Source organism: Priestia megaterium, from assembly GCF_023824195.1.
GTDB lineage: Bacteria > Bacillota > Bacilli > Bacillales > Bacillaceae_H > Priestia > Priestia megaterium_D.
Genome location: NZ_CP085442.1, coordinates 501,079 through 519,262, shown reverse-complemented (window position 1 = coordinate 519,262; position 18,184 = coordinate 501,079). Strand labels below are relative to the sequence as shown.

Below are 18,184 nucleotides of genomic sequence, written 5' to 3'. Positions count from 1 at the left end.
ACGTTTATTCTTCTTGCATAATGACTACAACCTCTTTTAATTATGCACTGGTCTTTTGCCCAACATTTACAGCGTAAGAATTCCCGCAAATATCATACACTAATTTCAACTCCTCAAAAGGAGGAACGTTATTAATGGATGTAATTGATTATGATCGAGCTTTATATTACACACACCGTTCACAATGGGATAACTTATTAATTTTAATGGTTCGAACAGACGACGATTTTCTTTCAAAAAAGATTGAACATTTTTTGCACGCCTACAATTTTGAACGAAACTACCGCATCATTCAAGAAGAGCTCTATTCTTTACTACGCTACATTGATCATGCAACGGAATATTCGGAGCACAACCCGGAGCTTCTGGAAGAATCATTGTACTAGTATTTTTGATACACACACTTGGACAAAGAAGGGATGAATTCCCTTCTTTATTTTTTTATGTTGCACTAAAAATATGCATGCTTTATTTCAAAAAACATTAAATAATATATGTAAACATATTTATTTTTATCGTTGACATAAAAGTGAATTCGACGTACAATCTTCAATACATACGCTAAGATATTTCAGTACATACTGGGAGGAACATATATGAGTACTAAAAGGTTTCGCACATTAGATTTAACGCTAGCTGGTATGTTTGCAGCTCTTATGGCTATTGGTGCAAACATTACTTCTTGGGCACCTTTTTTACAAGTAGGCGGCGTGCCTCTTTCACTTCAGCCTTTTTTTGTTATATTAGCAGGACTTTTACTTGGGAGCCGAATGGGTTCTATTTCGATGATTGTATACGTATTAATTGGCATTGCCGGCGCTCCGGTATTTGCTCAATTTAAAGCAGGAATTGGCATTTTATTTGGAAGCACCGGCGGCTTTTTGCTTTCTTATATTGTAGCTGCATTTATCACGGGAAAAATTATGGAAATGCGCGGCAAGCCAACTTTTTCTATCTTTTTAATTTCATCGCTAGTTGGTATTGCAGTTATTTATTTAATTGGTACTACGTATATGTATGTAGCGGTTAATTACTGGCTTGAAGCTCCTGCAATGACATATGCAGCCGCTTGGAAGATTATGTCGTGGTTTGCGGTAAAGGATCTTATTTTTACTGTTCTTGGGGCTATGCTTGCTCCGAGAATTTATAAAGCCCTACGATCTTCTTCATATTTGTCAAATACGCAATCAAATAAAGTATCATAAAAGAAGCCTGCTCAAGTTTGAGCAGGCTTTACTTTTATACCGTTTTCACTTTATCTAATACACGTTCTACTTCACCCATTACAGCTGTTTGTACAGCTTCTAAATGGGCAATGCTCGTTGCTTCATCTTCTGACACGACGCCAAAATAGAACTTCACCTTTGGCTCTGTACCAGACGGACGAAGGCAGAACCAAGAACCGTCTTCTAAGATATATTTTAATACATTTGATTTTGGTAATGTAATTTCTTCTACTTTTCCTGCTTTAATATGCTGACGCTCACTTAATGTATAATCCTCTACAACCGAAACATTTAATCCCGCAATGTCAGTAGGAGGTTCATTTCTAAATGTAGCCAAAATATGCTGAATTTGCTCAGATCCTTCTTTTCCTTTAAGCGTTAAAGATTTCAGACCTTCACGATAGAAACCATATTTAGTAAATACTTGCTGAAGCGCTTCATATAGCGTCATGCCCTGCTTTTTATAATAAGCACAAGCTTCTACTGCTAGAATGGCTGCTTGTACAGCGTCTTTGTCACGAGCAAAGTCACCAATTAAATAGCCGTAGCTTTCTTCATAACCGAATTGGAATGTATACTCGCCCGTTTGCTCATATTGCTTAATTTTTTCACCGATAAATTTAAAACCTGTTAGAGTGTCAACAACTTGCAGTCCAAATGAACGAGCAATTTGTGCGCCGATTTCTGACGTTACAATCGTTTTTAACACAACGCCATTAGCAGGCAGCACGCCTTTTTCTTTCTTTTGAGAAAGCAAATAGTGAAGCAATAAAGCGCCCGTTTGGTTTCCTGTTAATAACGCATATTCGCCGCTTGGATCTTTGACAGCAATTCCTAAACGGTCTGCATCTGGATCCGTTGCGATTAAGATATCTGCATCAATTTCTTTTCCTTTACGAACAGCATATTCAAATGCAGCTGGCTCTTCAGGATTCGGAGATTTAACCGTCGAGAAATTTGGATCAGGAAGTTCTTGTTCTTCGATAACCGTGACATTTTCGTAACCGATGGATTGAAGCGCGTTGCGAACTGGCTTATTAGCTGTACCATGTAGAGGTGTAAAAACTACCTTTAAGTCTTTACCTGTTTTAGAAGCTAGCTCTGGATTAATTAAAATCGTTTTTAGTTTCTCATTGTATGCTTCGTCAATCGCTGAACCAATCATTTCAATAAGACCTTTTTCTTTTAGCTCCGCTTCAGATTGAACAGCTAATGTAAGTTCATTTTCCACAGCATTTACAAAGCCAACTAGTTCATCAGCTTCTTTTGGCGGCAGCTGACCACCGTCTGGACCATATACTTTGTATCCGTTATATTCAGGAGGATTGTGGCTCGCTGTAATAACAATACCTCCAAATGCGTTTAACTCACGCACTGCAAATGAAAGTTCAGGTGTTGGTCTTAGCTCTTCAAATACATACGTTTTAATTCCGTGACTTGCTAATGTTTTTGCTGCTTCCATCGCAAATTCAGGCGATTTGTGGCGAGAATCATACGCAATGACTACGCCTTGCTTGATAGCTTCTTCGCCAGCTTGTTTAATGTACTCAGCAAAGCCTTCGGAAGCTTTTCGGATTGTATACGTATTCATACGGTTTGTACCCGCTCCAATTTCCCCACGCATTCCGCCTGTTCCAAATTCCAATGTTTTGTAAAAACTATCTTCTAATTGTTTTTCATCACCTTTGATTGCGTCTAAATTTTGACGTAATTCAGGATCTAAATTTGGATGATTAATCCAAGATGTATACGTTTCTTTCCAACTCATAAAAAAACCCCCTTATATAAATGTAAATATGTATGAAAAGAGAAAAACGAGTAATCGTCTTTCTCTTTTTTTAACAGTCATATTATATTTCTTCGTCAAAATTTGACTTCCTGCTATTATATTATGGCTGTATTGACAAATTTTGAGGTACTTTTTTATTTTATCATGAAATACCTGTCATACGGTTAACTTTTTCATCTACTGGTACAACTGCGTCATGAAGGTGCTGTTCTAATTCATCCGTATAAGCTTTTGTTTGCTCAGGCGTCCACTTTAACTCTTCGGCCATATGAGCAATCACTTGTTTTTTCCAGCTTCTTACCCAGTTGATATCAAAGAATAAAGCGCCCGTACGTCGAATGAAGAAGTCCACTGGTTTTGAAACCATTTCTTCTTCTATGCCATATTGAATTTGCAAAAATACACTAGCTGGAAGGTCGCTGTTTTTTAGCTGATCCGGACGTTCAATCATGTAGCGGTATACTTTATCTACGTTTGAGCCATAGCGTTTTACAAGCTTTTCAGCAGCGTCACGTGATAACCCTAGTTTGATGCCTTCTTTGACTTTTTGCTCTACAAACGTTGGGAACCCACCTGAACCTCCTACATTACCTCCAGAAATCGGTAAATGTTTAGTTTGACAGCTTTCAAATTCGCGTCCTTCTGCTTTAAAATCTTCAGCTACGCGATTTACGACAATTTCAGCCATTTTACGGTACCCAGTTAATTTCCCTCCAGCGATTGTAATTAAACCTGATTCTGATGTCCAGATTTCATCTTTACGCGAGATTTCAGAAGGATCTTTTCCTTGTTCGTGAATAAGTGGACGAACACCCGCCCAGCTTGATTCTACGTCGTCTACTGTAATATCAACCGTTGGGAACATATAGTTAATCGCATCAATAACATATTGACGGTCTTTTACAGTCATACGCGGATGTCTAGCGTCTTCTTTATAGACCGTGTCTGTTGTGCCTACGTATGTTTTTCCATCACGCGGAATCGCAAATACCATACGTCCATCAGGTGTATCAAAATAAATGGCTTGTTTTAAAGGGAAGCGCTCTTGATCAATAACTAAGTGAATTCCTTTTGTTAATTGAAGCTGCTTGCCTTTTTTTGAATTATCTTTTTCACGCAGCGTGTCCACCCATGGACCTGCAGCGTTAACGATTTTTTTCGCATAGATATTATATTCTTTATTCGTAAGCTGATCACGAACAACAGCCCCTACTACTTTTCCTTTATCGTAGATGAAGTTTTCCACTTTTGTGTAATTGACTAAGTCTGCTCCTCTTGCGGCAGCTTCCTTAGCTACTTCAATCGTTAAACGTGCATCATCTGTTTTATATTCAACGTAGTAACCGCCGCCTTTTAAATCTTTAGATTTCACCAATGGCTCGCGGCTAAGCGTTTCTTCTGCGCTAAACATTTTGCGGCGCTCTGAGCGTTTTACACCAGCTAAAAAATCATATACGCGCAGTCCAATTGAAGTTGAGAATTTACCGAATGTTCCACCTGTATGGAAAGGTAACAGCATCCACTCCGGAGTCGTTACATGAGGGCCATTTTCATATACGATGGCACGTTCTTTACCAACTTCGGCTACCATTTTAACTTCAAACTGTTTTAAATAGCGTAGACCGCCGTGAACAAGCTTCGTTGAACGACTAGATGTTCCTGCTGCGAAATCCTGCATTTCAACTAATGCCGTTTTCATGCCTCGATGAGTCGCATCAAGTGCAATACCTGACCCAGTAATTCCCCCACCAATTACTAGTAAATCATATTGATTTTGTGTCATGTCTACCAATTTATTCGAACGTGTTTGACTTGAAAACATAAGTCATTCCCCTTTCAATTTTTAAAGGTATCAAAATTTTCCAATATACAAAAAAGAGAGACCACAAATCACATATATAGTATGTCTACATATGGATCTGTGGTCTCTCCGATTCTCCAACCAATTTATTAACTTGACTAAATTATATCATACATGCGCTTTTAATTAAAGTGTTTTCATCAAATAATTACTTAAAAGCCATTGTTGCATATACGGCTTTTTTCCAGCCGCTATATAATTCTTCACGCTTTTCTTCTTCCATATTTGGTTCGAAAGATTTTTCCATATTCCACTGCTGCGCAATTTCATCGCAATCTTTCCAGTAGCCGACCGCAAGACCCGCTAAATATGCTGCCCCAAGAGCCGTTGTTTCATTCACTTGAGGACGTTCAACCGGAACGTTTAACACATCACTTTGGAACTGCATTAAGAAATTATTCTTAACTGCTCCCCCGTCTACACGCAATGTTTTTAATGTAATTCCAGAATCTGCTTCCATCGCACTTAATACATCTCTTGTTTGATAAGCTAGTGATTCAAGCGTTGCACGGATAAAGTGTTCTTTTTTTGTACCACGAGTCAATCCAAACATCGCTCCCCGTACATCGCTATCCCAATAAGGTGTTCCAAGTCCTACGAAAGCTGGCACAATATATACGCCGTCTGTAGACTCTACTCGCGTTGCATAGTTTTCAGTTTCAGCCGCATTTTTAAACATTCTTAAACCGTCGCGAAGCCACTGAATAGCAGATCCTGCTACAAAAATACTGCCTTCAAGCGCATATTCTACTTTGCCGTTAATCCCCCATGCTAATGTAGTTAACAAGCCGTGATCGGACTTAACTGCTTTTTCACCCGTATTCATGAGCATAAAGCAGCCTGTTCCATAGGTGTTTTTCGCCATTCCTTTTTCATAGCAAGCTTGTCCAAATAAAGCGGCTTGCTGATCCCCTGCTGCTCCAGCAATTGGAATGTTTTTACCAAAGAAATGATAATCTACTGTATGAGCGTATACTTCAGAAGAAGGCTTTACTTCTGGAAGCATTGATTTCGGTACCCCTAAGATATCTAGCAGTTCATCATCCCATTTTAAATCGTAGATATTGAACATAAGCGTGCGGGATGCGTTTGAGTAATCCGTTACATGCGCCTTTCCGCCTGATAGCTTCCAAATTAACCATGTATCAATTGTTCCGAATAACAATTCACCGTTTTCTGCTTTTTCTCGTGCACCTTCTACGTTATCTAAAATCCACTTCACTTTTGTTCCAGAGAAGTATGCATCAATTAATAATCCCGTTTTGTCGCGGAACGTATCGTTTAACCCTTTTGCTTTTAATTCTTCACAAATACCAGACGTTTGTCGAGACTGCCATACAATTGCATTGTACACCGGCTTCCCTGTTGTTTTTTCCCATACTACTGCTGTTTCACGCTGATTGGTAATCCCAATTCCTTCGATTTGATCCGCATGAACACCTGACTCAGATAAACAAGATGCGATAACTGCTAGGATAGAACCCCAAATTTCACTTGCATTATGCTCTACCCAACCTGGTTTTGGAAAGTACTGTGTAAACTCTTTTTGAGCTACATGTACAACTTCACCTTTTTTATTAAATAACATTGCTCGTGAGCTTGTTGTTCCTTGGTCTAAAGATAAAATAAATTTTTCCATATCAATATCCCCTATTCTCTGTATAGTGTCGTTTCTTTATTGTACATAGTTAGATGGTAAAGCGCATTCATTTTTTCGGTACTACTGCTGATTGAATCTGTGCTGCCTTTTGTTTAGAAACAGCGTAGATAACTGCTAAAACAATCAGCGCTAGACTTAAAACAACCCATAAGCTGCTTGACATTTTATTTAAAAATGCCGCTTGGTAAAATACTGCCCCGATTGATCCGCCTACTAAGGGACCCACTACTGGCACCCAAGCATATTTCCAGTTCGAGCTGCCTTTGCCAGGTATCGGCAAGATAGCATGAGCAATACGAGGTCCTAAATCACGAGCAGGGTTGATGGCATAGCCTGTTGTTCCTCCTAATGATAAACCAATACTTACGATTAAAAATCCTACTACTAAAGGATTTAATCCATCTGTAAATTTATTTGCTCCAATTGCTAAGATTCCTACAACTAATACAAACGTTCCAATTGCCTCACTTAAAACGTTTGCAAATGGGTTAGCAATTGCTGGTCCCGTTGCGAATACGCCTAATTTTGTACCAGCATCTTTTGTTTCTTTCCAGTGTGGAAGATAGTGTAAATAAACAACTGTTGCACCAAGAATGGCTCCAATAAACTGAGCTAAGATGTACATCGGTACTTGTGACCACGGAAAATCACCTGTAATAGCAAGCGCTACGGTTAACGCTGGATTTAAGTGTGCCCCACTCATATTACCAACCGCATATGCTGCCATCGCTACTGCCATTCCCCATCCCATTGTGATAACGATCCATCCTGAATTAGCAGCAAACGATTTTTTTAAATTGACGCCCGCACATACACCAGCGCCAAGGATAATTAAAATCATTGTTCCAATTATTTCTCCTAAGAATGCTTGCATATAGATAACCTCCCCTTTGTATGAAAACGATTAAAATGACAAGAAAATAAGAAAATCCACAATACATCCCCCTAATAAAATCATTAAAAGGCTATACCGTGGATCTCCTATTCTCCCTCACATCTATTAACTTATCTAGAAGTTTACTAGATGATGAAAGCGTTGTCAAACAGTTTTTTTAAGTTGAAATACTCCACAGTTCTCTATTTGATGTTGTAACAGCAGAAGCCCCGGCTCCTAAAGCATTACGAACTTCTTTTTCTGTTCGTATTAAACCTCCAGCTAACACTGGAATGCCTGTTTCAGCTTTGACTTCTTGGATTAAAGTGGGCACAATTCCAGGAAGAAGCTCAATATAATCGGGTTTTACTTTCTTCATTAACTCGTAGCTTTTCTTCAAAGCCGTGCTGTCTAATAAAAAGACCCGTTGAATGGCATAGATCCCTCTTTGTTTAGCTTTTAAAATGACGTTTGTTCTTGTCGAAATAATCCCCGCAGGCTTAAACTCCTGACACAAAAAATCAACCGCATACTCATCGTGCTTTAAGCCATGAATTAAATCTAAATGAATGATTAGCTTCTTTTCATGCTTATGGACCTCTTTCATAATTCCTTTTAGCATGCCCACTTGATTATCTAAAAGAACTCCGTACTCATAATTACTTACTAAAAACTTTTCCAATTGCTTCATATCTCGAACAGCGGGTAATACCGATTGTCCATGAAAACTCATGTTTTCCCCTCTTTTCCATGGTTAGTCCATAAAATTCATTGTAATAGTTTTTATTATGGCAAAAGTTGAAATAAAAAACACCATGCATTTGCATGATGTTTTTAGAAACTGCGTTATTTTTTATATTTAATATTGTAAACGTCATGGCGTCGGTCTTTTAATTGACGAACCGTTCCTGATTGACGCTGGCGACGAAGAATTTCTAAATCTACATCTCCAATAACCACCATTTCAATATTAGGATTACATTCTCCTACAATACCGTCTCGTGCAAATTCAAAGTCAGACGGTGCAAAAATAGCAGACTGAGCGTACTGAATATCCATGTTTTCTGTTTCAGGCAGGTTTCCAACTGTACCTGCGATAACCGTATAAATTTGGTTTTCGATCGCGCGCGCCTGAGAGCAGTATCTTACGCGCAGATAGCCTTGACGGTCTTCCGTACAGAATGGTGTAAAAATAATATTTGCACCTTTATCGGTAGCAATACGAGCAAGCTCCGGAAATTCAATGTCATAGCAAATTTGGATCGCAATTTTACCGCAATCTGTATCAAACACTTCAACTTTGTCTCCTGGGCTAATTCCCCACCATTTTCTTTCATTAGGTGTAATATGCACTTTGTACTGCTTTTCAATTGTTCCATCTCGGCGGAATAGATAGGCAATATTAAAGATATCTCCATTATCTTCTTCGACAAAGTGGGATCCTCCAATAATATTTACGTTATATTTAACCGCTAAGTTAGTAAATAGCTCAATGTACTCTTCGGTATATTCTGCTACGCGCTGAACCGCTTTGCTTGGGATCTTTTCATTCAAGAAAGACATTAGCTGAGTTGTGAAAATTTCCGGGAATACGCAGAAGTCGGCTTTTGCATCATAAGCAACATCTGTATAATATTCTACCTGTGTTGCAAACTCTTCAAATGAATTGATCTGTTTCATCATATACTGAACAACACAAATACGCACTGGGAATGATGTTTTAAAATGACGTTTTGAACGGCGAACGTAATCTACGTTGTTCCATTCCATCAACGTTGCATACTTATTAGAAGCTAGATCATCAGGAAGATAACCAGGGTTTATACGCATAAGCGTAAATCCGTTCATTAGCTGAAAAGATAACACTGGATCATAAATTTTATGATGAATAACTTGCTCTACATATTCTCTAGGCGACATTTCAGCTGAATGCTTATGGTAATTAGGAATTCTTCCTCCGATGATGATACTTTTCAGGTTCAATTCACGTGCTAAATCTTTACGCGCTTCATATAAGCGGCGTCCTATTTTCATGCCGCGATACTTTGGATGAACCATTACTTCAATTCCATACAGATTGTAGCCTTCCGGGTTATGATTTGTAATGTATCCTTCGTCTGTAATATCGTCCCACGTATGCTGATCATCGTACTCATCAAAGTTCACAATCAAGCTTGAACAAGATCCGATAATTTCCCCGTCGTACTCTGCACATATTTGTCCTTCTGGAAAAATGGCCAGGTGACTTTCAAGCTGTTCTTTTTTCCACGGATCCATTCCCGGGAATGATAGCTTTTGAAGTGCTAAAATTTCATCTATATCGTCCGGTTTGATGTTACGAATAATCATTTTTTTCTCGAATTTTGATAAATCTATTGTAGACATACGCTCAAACAACCCTTTCTCTCTCTTCATTAGGCAATTAGTTTCCCTGTTTTTTATTATAATAAACATTATTAAAAATTCAAAAAATACCGTTCATATAGTCAGCTATATGAACGGTATTTTCTATTTGCAAATATCTAATTTTATGGATGTTTTTTTATTAGGATAATTTTCAATAAATCCTGGTCCTAAAGAGACTTTAATGCCATCTATTTTATATACATTATAGCGTTCACCGCGATTTAACGTACGAATCTTTATCCATTTTCCTTTTTCTTCCTTTAACAAAACCATCGGTGATTGAATCGTTACAAAACCAATTTGGCCTTTTGAGAGCTTTTTCGTTTTACAAAGATTCTGGGCGACTGGAGCACTGCTTACTTTGTATTTGTTTTTAACAGCGATTGAATCAAAACTTTGAGAATGGAATTGACCAATAACCACTTTTGTACCGGTTTGAACGCGGTCAAACAGCCAGCGTACCTCTTCATCATACATACGAATGCACCCAGAACTTGCGTAAGTCCCGATAGAACTTGGATTATTATTTCCATGAATAGCATACGTCGTTCCATATGTTCCGCGCGCATTTAATCCTAGCCAGCGATCACCTAGTGGATTCCTAGGATCTCCTCCCCGAATGTTGTCTTTATAATAAGGCCGGTTTTTAATTTTATTCACAATGCTAAAGGTACCCTCTGGTGTATAACTCATCTGCCTCCCCGTCGCAACTTTGAACGTCCTTACTAATTTTCCTCTATCATAAAAAGCAAGGGTGTTAGTAGATTTGTTAATAATAATAAGTTGATTTGACGCCGCAGAAGCATTGCCTGTCAGACCCATCCCCGCGAGTAAAAAAACAAGCCCAACAAAAAAAACAGCCACCTTTTTCATTTATCGACTCCCCCCAATTTCTCTTATATCTATATAAGAAAAGTATAGGATGAAAGGCAAACCATCAGAACACTTTTTACCTTATAAGTCAAAATACAATAAAATCTTTCACGCACCCCTTTTTACTGACAAGAAGCAATAAATGTACATAACAAAAAACGGCCCTTTAAAGGGCCGTTTCATTTGTATTTAAAGCTTTACTTCAACTTTTGCATTTTTCTTAAGTTCTTCAACTTTTTTCTCCAACGCTTCTTGTTTCTTTTGTTGTTCAAGCTGCTGCTTAATTTGAGGCTTTACGTCTTCAAGCTTTGGCATTTGAGATTGTTCTTTACCGCCGCTTGCTTGACTTTGGCTTTGTTTTGCAAATTGATCGTAATAATCTTGAATTTCTTTATCTGTTACTTCTGGTGTTTGGATGTCTTTATCTACGTACTGCTGATATTTAATGCTGTCAGCCAGCTCAGACTTTAATTGTGATTGAGTTAGTCCTGCATCTTTTAAAGCCGCTTTAAACTGTTTATCTGTTTTGAACTGCTTTTTCGTTTCTTTTAACTTTTTATTTACTTCTTCATCAGTTGCTTTATAGCCTTTGTTTTCAGCTTCTTGCAATAGCAGCGTTTGACCTACTAAATTGTCAATTGTTTGCTGCTTTACTTGTTTAGCTGCTTCTTTAGATGTTGGGTCCTGTCCCATTTGTTGATATTGGGCTTGTGATGAGGATAATGCAGCATTATATTCTTCACCAGAAACTTTTTTACCGTTTACAACCGCTACGGTTTTCTTCTCATCTACTTTTTGTTTATCTAATTTCTTCTGCATTTCTTTTGCTTGCTTTTCCTGCTTTTCCTGAGCCTCTTTTTGCTTCTCAGTTTGTGCAGTTTTCTGATCATCACTTTTTGATTGCTTTGCATCATCGTTTGAACCGCATGCTGTTAAAGCTGCAGCAATTAACCCAATGAGCAATGTATACATCAGTTTTTTCATGATTAATCTCCTTTCATAATCCCAAACGATTATTAGCTATTCGAAAAAATCATCTAGGGGGCATTGTATATGATATAGGCGTAAAAAGAAACCATTTAGGCTAATTTTAAACATATGTAATAAGATTGAAACGTTTTGTAATCTTATGAAAGATAAATGCTCTTCTTTATACGGCCTGTCTAATCATAACATTATTTAGTATGATTTACATAATTTACAGCACCTTATACATCTGTATTATTTCAATTTATTTGTTATATGAAAAGCAATAGTATTTGATTTCATGTTTCTATAAGAACTTTATACAAATTTAACGATATCACAAGTTCTTTTTTTATCCAATTGAAAGCCGAAATTCATAAAAAAAAAGAAAAAAGCATGGGATAATCATGCTTTTTTCTTTTCAATTTATGTATGAATTATAAAACGATTCATACGAATACGTAATCAAATTGTTTTCTTTTGCAAAACATTCAATGGAAACAGGAAATAAGAACCCGTATTTTTTTAAAATTGCAATATTTTTTTCGAATTGCTCGCAGTCGCTTTCTTCAATCGGCCGATGTTGAATCGCTTCAATCACGGCAATTATTGTCTGAAGGCTACTAATGACTTGCAATGCTTCATCGAGTAAGCCATTATATAAATGGTCTGTACAATAATCTGGATTTAATAATTCATCAGGATTAAGCTTATCTACAGATACATACCGAGGTAACAAGTCATAGCGAAGCTGTTCAGTCAACTCTTCTATGTAATTCTCCATTTCTGGCGGAGCTGCTTGGGCAATTTTCATGGTTACCCCCCCTTTTTTCTCTTAACTTATGTCTCTTTATTTAGCATAACATAAACATAAAACGAGAACTTCAGGTAGTTATTTCCTCCTAATTATTTACAAGTTCTTTTAAAAGATTAAAGGATATTTACTAGTATGTAAGGAAGGGATTAAATATGAGTATACACGGCCAATGGCTAGAAGATAAAATCGCAAAAAATGATGCAGGGCAAACAATTGAAGATTATTTAAAAACGAAATGGCGTATTCCTAAAAAAACGTTGCATCAGTTTCGGATGAATAAAAATGTGCTTATAAACGGTGAGCCTTTACCATGGAGAAACACTCTCAAGGAAAATGATAAAGTGTCACTCCCTTTTTTTGAAGCAGAGCCTAATGAAATAACACCTTACAATGTTGATATAGAGATTTTGTTTGAAGATGAGCACGCACTAATCGTAAACAAACCAATAAACCTAGATACTCATCCTTCATCAGAACAAGACCAAAAAACTCTTTTAAATGCTGTAGCTGCTTATTTTCAAAAAATAGGCCTCAAAACAAAGCCTAGACACGTTCACCGTTTGGACAGCGATACATCAGGTACTATCTTATTCACGAAGCATTTTGTAGCAAGCTCTGTGTTTGATCAGCTGCTGGCTGAACGTAAAATTAATCGGACTTATATTGCCCTCGTCCAAGGAATCATAAAAAAAGAGGACGGAATCGTCAATGAACCCATTGGACGCGATCGTCACCATGCTACAAGAAGAAGAGTATCTAGAACGGGACAAGCTGCCAAAACATCTTATCGGGTGTTAAAACGCAATACGGCCAAAAATGAGACGCTTATTGAACTTTCGCTCGAGACCGGACGCACTCACCAAATTCGTGTTCATATGAGTCACATCGGCCATCCATTACTTGGCGATACGCTTTATGGAGGAAAGAGATTAAAAGAGCAGCAGCAAGCTTTACATGCCATTAAGCTTTCTTTTATACATCCGTTTACACATCAGCGCGTGTCAGCTGTTGCACCTCCAACTCAGCAAGTCTTTTTGCCTTACAGCAAGTTGCTTTCCTATTAAACATAAAAGAGAGGTTAAGACACAACCAGCTGAAGGCAAACAAATAGGAGAAATACGCTCGTATGGATCGCTTGAGACACCGCTGCTGATTTCCGTGCAAGACTTCGCTTTCCGCGGGCGGCCGGAGTCTTCGTCTTGCCCTCCAATCACCAGCTAGAAGCAGCCATATACATGAAACCTGCGTTCACCATATCAATAAAAAATCCGAACGATTTGAATTCTTTATCAAGAATCTCAATTCATCGTTCGGATTTTCGTTTAAATAAAATACTTTTGTCCTAGCCTCTTTTTTTCTATTGAATTTTAAACTGACGAATCAAGTTCGCCAATTCTTCACTAATCTCTTGCAGATGTTCAGCTGATTGAGAAACAGTAGAAATAGCTCTAATTTGTTCTTCTGTAGAAGCGGTAATTTCTTCAGTTCCCGCTGCTGATTGCTGTGCAATAGCTGCTATGCTTTGAATGGCCGCTACCACGTCTTCCTTATGCTCATCGATACTGTCCATGCTGCTTGTCACATGTTCGACAGCCGCCGCCACTTGTTCAATCGTAGTTGCAATTTCATGAAAAGCTCGTTCTGTATCTCCTACCACAAAGTCTTGAGACTTTGAAAGCTCTTCTGTACGGTTGCATTCTTCACGCGCAGCAGCGACTTCCCCTTGAATCGCTGCAATCGTATGGCGAACTTGTTCAGTGGCCTGAGAGGACTGTTCAGCAAGTTTTCGCACCTCTTCAGCTACTACCGCAAATCCTTTGCCATGTTCTCCTGCACGAGCTGCTTCAATACTAGCATTTAAGGCAAGTAAATTTGTCTGATCTGAAATACTATTAATCGTGAAAATAATAGATTCAATTTTTTTCATCTCATTTGTTAACTCTTCCATTACAGCTTGAACAGCGTGAATCGTTTGAGACGATTCAGTGGTTTGGTTGCGAAGGAGCTGCATCTGTTTTAAACCTTTTTCATTGATGCTTACAGCTTCAATCGTCATTTTATTAATCTGTGCATTTTGTTCAATGACTTCTTCAATTTGCGAAGATAAACTCATCGTTTTATGATTAGTAGAGTCAGCATCAGAAGCTTGCTGCGTGGCACCGCTGGCAATCTCATGGATAGCCCGGCCGATTTCCTCACTGGATGCAGTTGCTTCTTCAGATACGGCACTCAAGTCTTCAACAGACGTTTTTACTGTCTCAACAGACGTCTGAACCGTGCCAATCAATGTTTTCATTTTGGCTACCATATCATTAAATAAATGAGTAAGCTCACCAATTTCATCTTTTGACTTCGTCTTCACCTGAACCGTTAAATCGCCAGCTGTTACTTTGGCTACTTCATTTTTCAAGCGGCGAATCGGATTAGTAATGATTCTTGAGAAAAAGATGGTTAACACCACTGATAATAAGATGCCAATTAACGCAATCCAGACAATAACAGTCAGTAAATGATGAGCGCTTGAGAGCATTTCATTATAAATAAAGGCATTTCCTATCTTCCAATTCGTCCCTTCGAGAGTATCATATGCCATCACTCTCTCTTCACCTTGAAACGTATACTTCATGAAATCTCTATTCCGGTCTGCTTCGTACATTTTTTTCATAAATGGCTGATTCATTAAATTTTTCCCAGCTTCTGTTGGATGAACGAGCGCTGTGCCATTTTGATCAAATAAAAATGCATACCCACCGTGATTTACTTCTGCTTTACCTACAATGTTTTTTAATGCATCTAAGTCTAAATCAGTAGCTATAACGCCCAGCACATTTTTAGTATCTGGATCTAAAATAGCCTTTGCAATTGTCACAACCGTCTTTTTTGTTGCTGCATCTTCATATGGATCCGTATAAATAACCTTATCAGGTGATTCTACTGCTTGTTTGTACCACACCCTTGAAGTCGGATCATAGTTTGAACCAAACTCTTGTTTAGGAACAGAATACATTCCTTTATTTTTAGTGCCTATGTATTCAAGTGCTAGGTTTGGATACTTTTCTTTAAACTGCGTAAACTCTTTTTGAACTGTGTTCCATGTAAAATACGGATTTTTCTCTTGGTTTGTTTGATCTCCTTCCTGCTTAACAAAATTAACAATTACATCATTTTCACTATACGTCAGCAAAGAACGACTATACATGTCTAAGTACGTATGAATCGTTTCTTTTAACTCTTTCACTTGACTTTGAGACTGAACTTCTACATCTTTTTCTATTTGTGTTTTGGTAAATTGATAAACAGCCCCTGAAACAACTAATAATAAACTAGCTATAAAAATACTAAAAAATACTACGAGCTTTGCACTTAACCTCTTCATTCCCTCACCCTTCTACAAAAATCTTTATATTACTAATAACGGCTTTTCATTTTCATTTTTGAAGAAGTTTTTGTGATTTATTTCAAATTCCCACAAAATAAAACCAGCGCATCCTTTCATAACGAAAGAACGTGCTGGTTTTATTTTTGCTTTTCGTATGCATCAGGTTCAATATGAACAAGCGTATCTTTAATTTGATGCTCATCGTTCATCATATGTTCAATTTGATCAGCAATTTCATGGCTTTTGATAACATTTAAATGGGGATCTACTTTAACAGTTACATCAATCACGACTTGATTACCAAGCTTGCGCGCTTTCACATCTTCTACTTCTTTTACACCTTCTACAAGCTCGATGCTTTCTTTGTAGTGCCCTAACTTCTCTTCGTCGAATCCGTCTGTTAAGGAATGAGCCGCTTCTTTAAAAATCTCGATGGCTGTTTTACAAATAATAATTCCCACAGCAAAAGCAGCTACCACGTCCAGCCAGGGCAGGCCGAATTGTGAGCCAAAAATTCCCACAACAGCCCCTATACTCACAAGTGCATCAGACAAATTATCTTTAGCAACCGCATATAAAGACTGGCTATCAAGTTTTTTAGCAAGCTTAATATTATATCGATAGACACCACCCATAATGGCAGCCGCTCCAAGACCTACCCAAGCAGCCAGTAAATTAGGCGCTTCAGATTTGTCCATAAATAATGACTGACCCGCATCGACCAATACTTCTAGTCCGATGACCATCATGATAAAAGAAGCAATAAGTGAAGAGATATGTTCCGCTCTGGAATGTCCATAGGGGTGATCATTATCGCGAGGTTTTTTAGAGATTTTTAAGCCGACTAAGACGGCAATTGATGCAATAATATCTGTAACATTATTAAGACCGTCGGCTTTTAATGCAGAGGAAGCGGTGATACCCGCAATAATAAGTTTACATGCTGATAAAAAGATATATGATAAGATACTAACCCAAGCGCCTTTTTGGGCTTGCTCATAGTAGTTCTCCATCCCTTCCACTCCTTTATTCAAAATAAGCAAACTTAGTGTAACAAATGGATTTGGTGTGGGTCTATAGAAACATTATTGGCTGTTAACATACAAATAGAGAATGTTAAACTCTTTAGCTTTCTGCAAAACAAGTTGCCTTTACTCAACACTTTAAACGTTTAAGATCTTTCTAAATGTGGCATTTCATGTAGGAGGACCCTTTTCTCAAATCGCCCTGTAAAATTATTTATTATTTCTTAAAGGGTGTGATTTTTATCACAGCCGAGGGTATTTATTCTTGTTACACTAACATTGTGAAAAACATCACAAAATAAAATTCAAAGGATGATACAAATGAAAACACAATTTACACCAAAAACACGAAAAGTTGCCGTTATCGGAACTGGTTTTGTTGGCTCAAGCTACGCTTTTTCAATGGTGAATCAAGGTATTGCCAATGAATTAGTGTTAATCGATATGAACAAAGAAAAAGCAGAAGGTGAAGCACGCGATATCAATCATGGAATGCCATTTGCCACACCGATGAAAATCTGGGCTGGAGATTATAAAGACTGTGCTGACGCTGATTTAGTAGTTATTACAGCGGGCGCTAATCAAGCTCCAGGGGAAACACGCTTAGATCTAGTTGAAAAAAACGTTAAAATTTTTGAATGCATTGTAAAAGATATTATGAACAGCGGGTTTGACGGCATCATTTTAGTGGCAACAAATCCAGTTGATATTCTCGCACACGTTACACAAAAAGTATCAGGATTACCAAACGAACGGGTAATTGGTTCAGGAACGATTCTTGACACAGCTCGCTTCCGCTACTTGTTAAGCGACTATTTCGAAGTAGATTCTCGCAACGTCCACGCTTATATTATGGGCGAACATGGAGATACGGAATTTCCTGTTTGGAGCCACGCGCAAATTGGCGGTGTGAAGCTCGAACATTTTATCAATACTGCCGCTATTGAAAAAGAACCGGATATGCAGCATCTATTCGAACAAACCCGCGATGCGGCTTACCATATTATTAATCGAAAAGGAGCGACTTATTACGGAATTGCGATGGGGCTTGTACGCATCACCAAGGCTATTTTAGATGATGAGAATTCTATTTTAACGGTATCTGCTTTATTAGAAGGACAATACGGTATTTCTGATGTGTATATCGGCGTACCAGCTATTATTAATAAAAACGGCGTGCGCCAAATTATTGAATTGAATTTAACTCCTCACGAACAGCAGCAGCTCGAGCACTCTGCTAGCATTCTTAAGCAAACTCGCGACAGAGCTTTTGTGTAACATCTAAAGATTTTTGCGGGGGACTCCCCC

At 38.0% G+C, this 18,184-nt stretch carries 16 protein-coding genes; 4 read left to right on the top strand and 12 right to left on the bottom strand.

Annotated elements, in window-relative coordinates; all coding sequences use genetic code 11:
- Positions 1-134 precede the first annotated feature (134 nt).
- Together LIS78_RS02750 and LIS78_RS02745 are read left to right on the top strand one after the other, a co-directional pair.
- Positions 135-386: a YhdB family protein gene (locus LIS78_RS02750; protein WP_013055267.1), complete on the top strand. Its 252-nt coding sequence runs from the start codon at positions 135-137 to the stop codon at positions 384-386.
- Between the two features lie 210 nt (positions 387-596).
- Positions 597-1,205 carry a biotin transporter BioY gene (locus LIS78_RS02745; RefSeq protein WP_013055266.1) on the top strand — a complete coding sequence of 203 codons (609 nt, stop codon included), beginning with the start codon at positions 597-599 and terminating at the stop codon, positions 1,203-1,205.
- A 34-nt stretch (positions 1,206-1,239) separates the two neighbouring features.
- On the opposite strand, the gene LIS78_RS02740 is transcribed toward LIS78_RS02745, so the two are convergent.
- The 9 genes from LIS78_RS02740 to LIS78_RS02700 form a co-directional block, all read right to left on the bottom strand.
- Positions 1,240-2,994 carry a phospho-sugar mutase gene (locus LIS78_RS02740; protein WP_195781279.1) on the bottom strand — a complete coding sequence of 585 codons (1,755 nt, stop codon included), beginning with the start codon at positions 2,992-2,994 and terminating at the stop codon, positions 1,240-1,242.
- A 163-nt stretch (positions 2,995-3,157) separates the two neighbouring features.
- Positions 3,158-4,837: a glycerol-3-phosphate dehydrogenase/oxidase gene (locus tag LIS78_RS02735; protein WP_016762944.1), complete on the bottom strand. Its 1,680-nt coding sequence runs from the start codon at positions 4,835-4,837 to the stop codon at positions 3,158-3,160.
- Positions 4,838-5,024: 187 nt separating this feature from the next.
- Positions 5,025-6,515 (bottom strand): glycerol kinase GlpK, encoded by a 1,491-nt coding sequence (gene glpK / locus LIS78_RS02730; RefSeq protein WP_195781280.1) that lies wholly within the window; start codon positions 6,513-6,515, stop codon positions 5,025-5,027.
- A gap of 67 nt (positions 6,516-6,582) precedes the next feature.
- The gene (locus LIS78_RS02725) at positions 6,583-7,410 is read right to left on the bottom strand and encodes an MIP/aquaporin family protein (protein WP_013055262.1); all 828 of its coding nucleotides are present in this window, start codon (positions 7,408-7,410) and stop codon (positions 6,583-6,585) included.
- A gap of 178 nt (positions 7,411-7,588) precedes the next feature.
- Entirely contained in the window at positions 7,589-8,143 is a 555-nt protein-coding gene (locus tag LIS78_RS02720; protein ID WP_034654553.1) for a glycerol-3-phosphate responsive antiterminator, read from the bottom strand.
- A 113-nt stretch (positions 8,144-8,256) separates the two neighbouring features.
- Entirely contained in the window at positions 8,257-9,795 is a 1,539-nt protein-coding gene (locus LIS78_RS02715; protein ID WP_013055260.1) for a carbon-nitrogen hydrolase family protein, read from the bottom strand.
- Between the two features lie 123 nt (positions 9,796-9,918).
- Positions 9,919-10,689, bottom strand: coding sequence for a L,D-transpeptidase (locus tag LIS78_RS02710; protein WP_195781281.1), 771 nt, complete (start codon positions 10,687-10,689; stop codon positions 9,919-9,921).
- 189 nt (positions 10,690-10,878) lie between these two features.
- Positions 10,879-11,673, bottom strand: coding sequence for a SurA N-terminal domain-containing protein (locus tag LIS78_RS02705; RefSeq protein ID WP_013055258.1), 795 nt, complete (start codon positions 11,671-11,673; stop codon positions 10,879-10,881).
- Positions 11,674-12,076: 403 nt separating this feature from the next.
- A complete protein-coding gene (locus tag LIS78_RS02700) occupies positions 12,077-12,469 on the bottom strand; it encodes a YhcU family protein (protein WP_013081630.1) in 393 nt (130 codons plus the stop codon).
- 155 nt (positions 12,470-12,624) lie between these two features.
- Here LIS78_RS02700 and LIS78_RS02695 point away from each other — a divergent pair, with 155 nt between their 5' ends.
- Positions 12,625-13,536: an RluA family pseudouridine synthase gene (locus LIS78_RS02695; protein WP_252284609.1), complete on the top strand. Its 912-nt coding sequence runs from the start codon at positions 12,625-12,627 to the stop codon at positions 13,534-13,536.
- A 14-nt stretch (positions 13,537-13,550) separates the two neighbouring features.
- On the opposite strand, the gene LIS78_RS31240 is transcribed toward LIS78_RS02695, so the two are convergent.
- The 3 genes from LIS78_RS31240 to LIS78_RS02685 all read right to left on the bottom strand — a co-directional run bounded on the left by LIS78_RS31240 (position 13,551) and on the right by LIS78_RS02685 (position 16,864).
- Entirely contained in the window at positions 13,551-13,682 is a 132-nt protein-coding gene (locus LIS78_RS31240) for a hypothetical protein (RefSeq protein WP_280640300.1), read from the bottom strand.
- Between the two features lie 147 nt (positions 13,683-13,829).
- Positions 13,830-15,848 carry a methyl-accepting chemotaxis protein gene (locus LIS78_RS02690; protein WP_252284608.1) on the bottom strand — a complete coding sequence of 673 codons (2,019 nt, stop codon included), beginning with the start codon at positions 15,846-15,848 and terminating at the stop codon, positions 13,830-13,832.
- 140 nt (positions 15,849-15,988) lie between these two features.
- A complete protein-coding gene (locus tag LIS78_RS02685) occupies positions 15,989-16,864 on the bottom strand; it encodes a cation diffusion facilitator family transporter (RefSeq protein ID WP_252284607.1) in 876 nt (291 codons plus the stop codon).
- Between the two features lie 333 nt (positions 16,865-17,197).
- Here LIS78_RS02685 and LIS78_RS02680 point away from each other — a divergent pair, with 333 nt between their 5' ends.
- Positions 17,198-18,154 (top strand): L-lactate dehydrogenase, encoded by a 957-nt coding sequence (locus LIS78_RS02680; protein WP_013081626.1) that lies wholly within the window; start codon positions 17,198-17,200, stop codon positions 18,152-18,154.
- The last annotated feature ends 30 nt before the right edge of the window (positions 18,155-18,184 follow it).

Bases quoted from the DNA above. Each gene is read 5' to 3' on its own strand.
- LIS78_RS02750 (WP_013055267.1), top strand. From the start codon at position 135: ATGGATGTAATTGATTATGATCGAGCTTTATATTACACACACCGTTCA.
- LIS78_RS02745 (WP_013055266.1), top strand. From the start codon at position 597: ATGAGTACTAAAAGGTTTCGCACATTAGATTTAACGCTAGCTGGTATG.
- LIS78_RS02740 (WP_195781279.1), bottom strand. From the start codon at position 2,994: ATGAGTTGGAAAGAAACGTATACATCTTGGATTAATCATCCAAATTTA.
- LIS78_RS02735 (WP_016762944.1), bottom strand. From the start codon at position 4,837: ATGTTTTCAAGTCAAACACGTTCGAATAAATTGGTAGACATGACACAA.
- glpK (WP_195781280.1), bottom strand. From the start codon at position 6,515: ATGGAAAAATTTATTTTATCTTTAGACCAAGGAACAACAAGCTCACGA.
- LIS78_RS02725 (WP_013055262.1), bottom strand. From the start codon at position 7,410: ATGCAAGCATTCTTAGGAGAAATAATTGGAACAATGATTTTAATTATC.
- LIS78_RS02720 (WP_034654553.1), bottom strand. From the start codon at position 8,143: ATGAGTTTTCATGGACAATCGGTATTACCCGCTGTTCGAGATATGAAG.
- LIS78_RS02715 (WP_013055260.1), bottom strand. From the start codon at position 9,795: ATGTCTACAATAGATTTATCAAAATTCGAGAAAAAAATGATTATTCGT.
- LIS78_RS02710 (WP_195781281.1), bottom strand. From the start codon at position 10,689: ATGAAAAAGGTGGCTGTTTTTTTTGTTGGGCTTGTTTTTTTACTCGCG.
- LIS78_RS02705 (WP_013055258.1), bottom strand. From the start codon at position 11,673: ATGAAAAAACTGATGTATACATTGCTCATTGGGTTAATTGCTGCAGCT.
- LIS78_RS02700 (WP_013081630.1), bottom strand. From the start codon at position 12,469: ATGAAAATTGCCCAAGCAGCTCCGCCAGAAATGGAGAATTACATAGAA.
- LIS78_RS02695 (WP_252284609.1), top strand. From the start codon at position 12,625: ATGAGTATACACGGCCAATGGCTAGAAGATAAAATCGCAAAAAATGAT.
- LIS78_RS02690 (WP_252284608.1), bottom strand. From the start codon at position 15,848: ATGAAGAGGTTAAGTGCAAAGCTCGTAGTATTTTTTAGTATTTTTATA.
- LIS78_RS02685 (WP_252284607.1), bottom strand. From the start codon at position 16,864: ATGGAGAACTACTATGAGCAAGCCCAAAAAGGCGCTTGGGTTAGTATC.
- LIS78_RS02680 (WP_013081626.1), top strand. From the start codon at position 17,198: ATGAAAACACAATTTACACCAAAAACACGAAAAGTTGCCGTTATCGGA.